Here is a 4,969-nt window from a genome sequence, read left to right as displayed (position 1 = left end):
CGGGCCCCGAAGGGGCGCGGGGAACTGCGCGCTCAGCCCCCTCCCACCCGCAGCCGCGCCGACAACCTCACGCGGCACACGGCAGCGGCAGACGACGACAGGGCGTCAGAGCCCAGGGCCACACACCACGCCCCCGGCCGCCAAGGCGCCCCGCGCCAGTGTCACCTCGCATCGGCCAGCGCCAGCTCGTGCAGCCGATCCGGCGGCCCCGGCCGCGCGTAATACCAGCCCTGAGCCGTATCGCAGCCCAGCTCGCGCAGCTGATCGGCCTGGGCGCCCGTCTCGACCCCCTCGACCGTGACCGCGAGGTCCAGGCTGTGCGCCAGAGCGACGATGCCCTCGACGATCTTCAGGTCGACCGGGTCGGCCGGGAAGTGCTGCATGCCCTGCGTGAAGGCGCGGTCGAGCTTGAGGATGCTGACGGGCAGTCGGCGCAGGTTGGCGAGGTTGGAGTAACCCGTGCCGAAGTCGTCGAGCGCGATGTCCACGCCCATCTCGGCGAGCCTGCGCAGCGGCTTGAGCAGGTCGTCGTCGGCGCCGATGAGGGCGGACTCGGTGACCTCCAGGCACAGCGCGCCCGGCGCGAGACCCGCGCGCTCCAGGATCTCGACGGTGTCGGAGACCAGGCCGGGGTGGGTGAGCTGGCACGGCGACAGGTTCACGTTGACGCGCAGCGGTCCCGCGGCCTGGTCCGCCCCGGACACCGCCTCCCAGGTGCGGGCCTGACGCACCGACTCCTCCAGGACCCAGCGCCCGAGCGGCACGATGAGACCGGTGTGCTCGGCGAGCGGAATGAAGCGGTCCGGGCTGATCACGCCGTGCTGCGGGTGCAGCCAGCGCACCAGGGCCTCCGCGCCGCGCACACTGCCGTCGCCGAGGTGCACGAGCGGCTGGTACTCGATGAAGAACTCACCGCGCTCCAGGGCCACCGGGAGCGCCGTGGTCAGGCCGTGGCGGGTGATCGCGCGGGCGTCGGCCTCCGGGTCGGCCAGCTCGTAGCGGTTGCCGCCCGCGTGCTTCGCGCGGTACATCGTGATGTCGGCGCTGCGCAGCACCTCCGCGGCGCCGCGCTCGGCCGCGGGGCCCTCGACGATGCCGATGGAGCCGCGCACGGTCAGCTCGCGCCCCTCGACGCGGATCGGGGTGGCGAGGGCGTGCATGATGCGCCCGGCCAGCTCGTCGACCTCGCGCTCGGTGTCCGGGCCCGTGGTCAGCGCCACGAACTCGTCGCCGCCGAGCCGCGCCACCATCTCGCCGGGCGCGGTCGCGCAGGACTGCAGGCGGTCGGCGACCTCGACGAGGAGGCGGTCGCCGGCCGCGTGCCCGAGGCTGTCGTTGACGGTCTTGAAGCCGTCGAGGTCCAGATAGCAGAGCCCGAAGCGGGCTCCCTCGCCGGCCGACAGGGCCTTCTCCAGGCGCTCGAAGAACAGGGTCCGGTTGGGCAGTCCGGTGAGCGCGTCGTGCGTGGCCTCGTAGCGCAGGCGCAGGTTCAGCAGCCTGCGCTCGGTGGTGTCCTCCATCAACGCGAGCTGGTACTGCGGCACTCCGTCGGCGTCGCGCAGCAGGGACACCGTCAGATTGGTCCACAGGACGGTGCCGTCGGGGCGGTAGAACGCCTTCTCCACCCGGTAGTGCTCGCGGTCGCCGCGTACCAGCTCCTCGTAGAGCTTCCACAGGTGGGGCGAGTCGTCGGGGTGGGTCCACTCGGCCACGTTGCGGCCGCGCAGCTGGTGCTCAAGACCGCCGAACATGCGGACCAGCGCGTCGTTGACCTCCAGGACGGTGCCTTGGAGGTCGGCGATGCCGATGCCGATGGCGGCGCCGTGGAACACCGCGCGGAACCGCGCCTCGCTGGCGTGCAGGGCCTCGGCGACGGTGCCGCGCGCGTCGAGGGCGGCCCGGGATATGGCCTCCTGCTCGGCGAGGGTCCGCTCGCGCAGCGCACGGGCGAACCCGGCGGCGACGGCGTGCTGGATGCGGGAGCAGCGCGCCCGCAGCTCCTCGCGCCAGCCGATGCCGCCTGCCCGGCCCGGTTCGGCATCCATGACCTCAGGGGCCACCTCGCCGCAGTACAGCACGAGGTAGGCGTCGACCACGTCGAGGGTGCGGCTGAGCGCCTCCGGCTCGGTGCAGTGCGTCGCGACCAGCGCGGCGCCCACGTCCTCGCCGTCGGCGGCACGGAATGCCCGCTCCGCCAGGGCCTGCCGCAACTGCCGGGCGAGCGGAAGCAGTTGGCGCTCGAACTCGGGTCGGGTGAGCGAGGTGGCGGTCACCGGATACAGCGCGCGGCTCCAGATGGTGGCGAACCTGCGCAGTCTGTCCTCCGGTCCGTCCGGCTCCGCGCTCAACGCTTGCGTCCCACGCCGGCGAACCCTGAGAAGGACCAGGGGTCCTCCTCCGCGAGCTCCGTGTCGGCCCGCCAGTGCGGCATCGGCACGAGGCCGGGTTCCACCATGTCGTATCCCTCGAAGAACCGCGCGATCTCAAGCCGCGATCGCATGATCAATGGATTGCGGATGTCCTTGTAGACGCCGACGGTGCCGTCGGCCTGTTCCTGCGGAACCGGTATCCCTTCGTACGAGGCGTGCGTCACGGCGATCAGGCTGCCGGGCGCCAACGCGTCCCGCAGCTCGGCGACCGCCGCGTACGGATCGTACGCGTCCTCGACGAAGTGGAGTATGGCCACCAGGAAAAGCGCCACCGGACGGTCGAGATCCAGAAGGGCCTTGACCTCGGAACTGCCCAGGATGTCGCGGGGTTTGCGCAGATCCGCGTAGGCCGCCGCGGCCTGGTCATTGCCTTCGAGAACCGCACGGCTGTGCGCCACGGCGACCGGGTCGTGGTCGACGTACACGATCCGCGCGGTCCGGTCGGCCTCCTGGGCGACCTCGTGCACATTGCCGAACGTGGGGATCCCGGAGCCGATGTCGAGGAACTGCGTGATGCCCTCGTCGACGGAGAAACGCACTGCTCGGCGCATGAAGGCACGATTCGCCTGCATGATCTTGGGCAGGCCCGGCATGAACTCCATCGCCTTGCGGGCCGCCTCCCGGTCCACCTCGAAGTTGTGCGAGCCGCCCAGGTAGTGGTCGTACATCCGGGCCACGCTCGGCATCGAGAGGTCGATGCCCGGCGGGGCCCAGTCGGGACGCTCCATCAACACTCCAAGGCTTGGGGGAAGTCAAGGCGAGCCGGTGTTCGAAGGTGAGGCTACTGATCGTCAGCCAACGGAGCGAGTCAAACCGGAAATTGGCCGTCCGTTCTCGGTCACTGCCGTTGGCAAGTGCCGTACACAGCCCAAAGAACCGGCCCATTCCTTCCCTTTGGTGCGGAAGGAACGGGCCGGTCGGGGCGGGGGCCCGGCGGGGGCTACTTCGTGGCGCCCACCGGCTTTCCGTTGGGGGCCGCGGCGTACCAGGTGCCGCCGACGCCCTGGCCGTTGGTGTCGCCCGGCTTCTTGTCACCGGCGAAGGTGTACAGCGGCCAGCAGTCGATCGTCTGCTGCTTGATGCCGTCGGGCCGGTCGAAGGTGACGAAGCCCTTCTTCAGGATGCCCTTGGTGTCGTTCTTCTCCACGGGCTTGACGACGGGCCATTTCTCCAGGCAGGCGCCGGTGCACGCGGACTTCATGGGCCAGGCGGAGTCCTTGGTGAAGCGGTAGACGGTCATGCCGTTCTTGTCGACGACGATCTCGCCCAGCTTGGGGTCGTTGCGGGTGGAGAGTCCGGCCAGGTCGGCGGGCCGGGCGGCGTCGCCACCGGCGTCCGCGTCGTCGCCGTAGCCGGAGTCCGCACCCGAGTCGGCGCCGGAGTCCGCCCCGGCGCCCGCTCCGCCGGGCGCCGCCTTCTTGCCGTCGGGCGCCGCTGCGTACCAAGTGCCGCCCACGCCCTGGCCCTTGGCGTCGCCGGGCTTGGCGTCCTTGGCGTACCGGTACATCGGCCAGCCGTCGATGGTGAGCTGCTTGGTGCCGTCAGACCGGGCGACCTCGCCGAGCAGGGACTTGTCGACGCCGGGCGGGGCCTCGGCGCCCTTGGCGGCCACCACGGGCCAGGCGGTCTCGCAGGCGCCGTCGCAGTTGGACTTGGGTGGTTGGGCGGTGTCCTTGTCGAACCGGTAGAGGGTGAAGCCCGCGCTGTCGGTGACGACCTTGCCGAGCTTCTTGCTGTCCCACACGGCCAGTTGTCCCGCGGCCTTCGCCTTGCCCGCGCCCTCCGCGGCGCTCCCGGAGTCCGCGCCGTAGCCGTTGCCCGAGCCGTAGCCGTCGCCCGCGCCCGCCCCGCCCTTGGCCGGGGCCTCGTTGCCCACGTTCTGGCCCTTGGGGGACTGGTCCCCCTTCTCCTGACCGCACGCCGTCGTCAGCGCCAGCATGGCCGCAGCAGTCGCTACGAGGGAGGCGCTCCGCCAGGCCCGGGGGGAACCCCCTGATACATGCTGCATGTGTAACTCCCGCTGTGTGCTTGACAGTTGTGACGCAGTCGCGCCGCGGTGACGCCTGCTGCGTCAGCCTGGCCCTAGGTACGGGCGGGACCGGCCCGGGCGTTCAACGCGATCCCGAATTTCTTTCGGGCGGGTGCGGAAGGGTTACGGCGACGGGCCCGTGCGCAGGGGGCGCGCGAACCCTCGTACGGCAGCTCCCACCTTCGGACCATTGAGCGACGGCTCACGCCCGCGCGGGGCGGCGCACGGTCCATGATCTCGATCGTGCCCGGATCCTCCAGGGGCCGTACGGCCCCCGTCACGCGCGCCCTGACGCTGCTCACGCTGGCCTGGCTCCTCGGCGCGCCGGCGGGCGCCGCGGCGCTGCCCGCCGACGCCTGCGCGTACGCGTCGAACGGTCAGGGCGGGGGCGCGACGGCCGTCGCCGGCGGCGGCGTGCAGTGCACGCCGAGCCCCACGCCCCCACCGAAGCCCACCCCGAAGCCCCCCAAACCCACCCCGAAGCCGCCCAAGCCCACCCCGCCGCCCGAGC

Annotated in this window: 3 protein-coding genes and 1 pseudogene; 1 reads left to right on the top strand and 3 read right to left on the bottom strand. The window is 71.7% G+C overall.

Annotation, left to right across the window (positions count from 1 at the left end):
- Positions 1 to 161: 161 nt before the first annotated feature.
- The 3 genes from STRAU_RS21910 to STRAU_RS21900 all read right to left on the bottom strand — a co-directional run bounded on the left by STRAU_RS21910 (position 162) and on the right by STRAU_RS21900 (position 4,368).
- Positions 162 to 2,348 (bottom strand): putative bifunctional diguanylate cyclase/phosphodiesterase, encoded by a 2,187-nt coding sequence (locus STRAU_RS21910; protein WP_016642558.1) that lies wholly within the window; start codon positions 2,346 to 2,348, stop codon positions 162 to 164.
- A complete protein-coding gene (locus STRAU_RS21905) occupies positions 2,345 to 3,157 on the bottom strand; it encodes an SAM-dependent methyltransferase (protein WP_016642557.1) in 813 nt (270 codons plus the stop codon). Before STRAU_RS21905 ends, STRAU_RS21910 begins: the two co-directional genes overlap by 4 nt.
- 212 nt (positions 3,158 to 3,369) lie before the next feature.
- Positions 3,370 to 4,368 (bottom strand): SCO0930 family lipoprotein, encoded by a 999-nt coding sequence (locus tag STRAU_RS21900; RefSeq protein WP_016642556.1) that lies wholly within the window; start codon positions 4,366 to 4,368, stop codon positions 3,370 to 3,372.
- 333 nt (positions 4,369 to 4,701) lie between these two features.
- On the opposite strand from STRAU_RS21900, the pseudogene STRAU_RS21895 reads away from it, so the two are divergent.
- Positions 4,702 to 4,969: pseudogene (locus tag STRAU_RS21895) on the top strand (hypothetical protein); the annotation flags it as partial.

Origin of the sequence: Streptomyces aurantiacus JA 4570, assembly GCF_000414115.1 — a bacterium.
In the GTDB taxonomy this organism is placed as follows: domain Bacteria; phylum Actinomycetota; class Actinomycetes; order Streptomycetales; family Streptomycetaceae; genus Streptomyces; species Streptomyces aurantiacus_A.
This window is presented reverse-complemented; position numbering and strand designations above follow the sequence as displayed.

Coding starts and splice junctions, on each gene's coding strand:
- STRAU_RS21905 (WP_016642557.1), bottom strand. CDS start 3,157: ATGGAGCGTCCCGACTGGGCCCCGCCGGGCATCGACCTCTCGATGCCG.
- STRAU_RS21900 (WP_016642556.1), bottom strand. CDS start 4,368: ATGCTGGCGCTGACGACGGCGTGCGGTCAGGAGAAGGGGGACCAGTCC.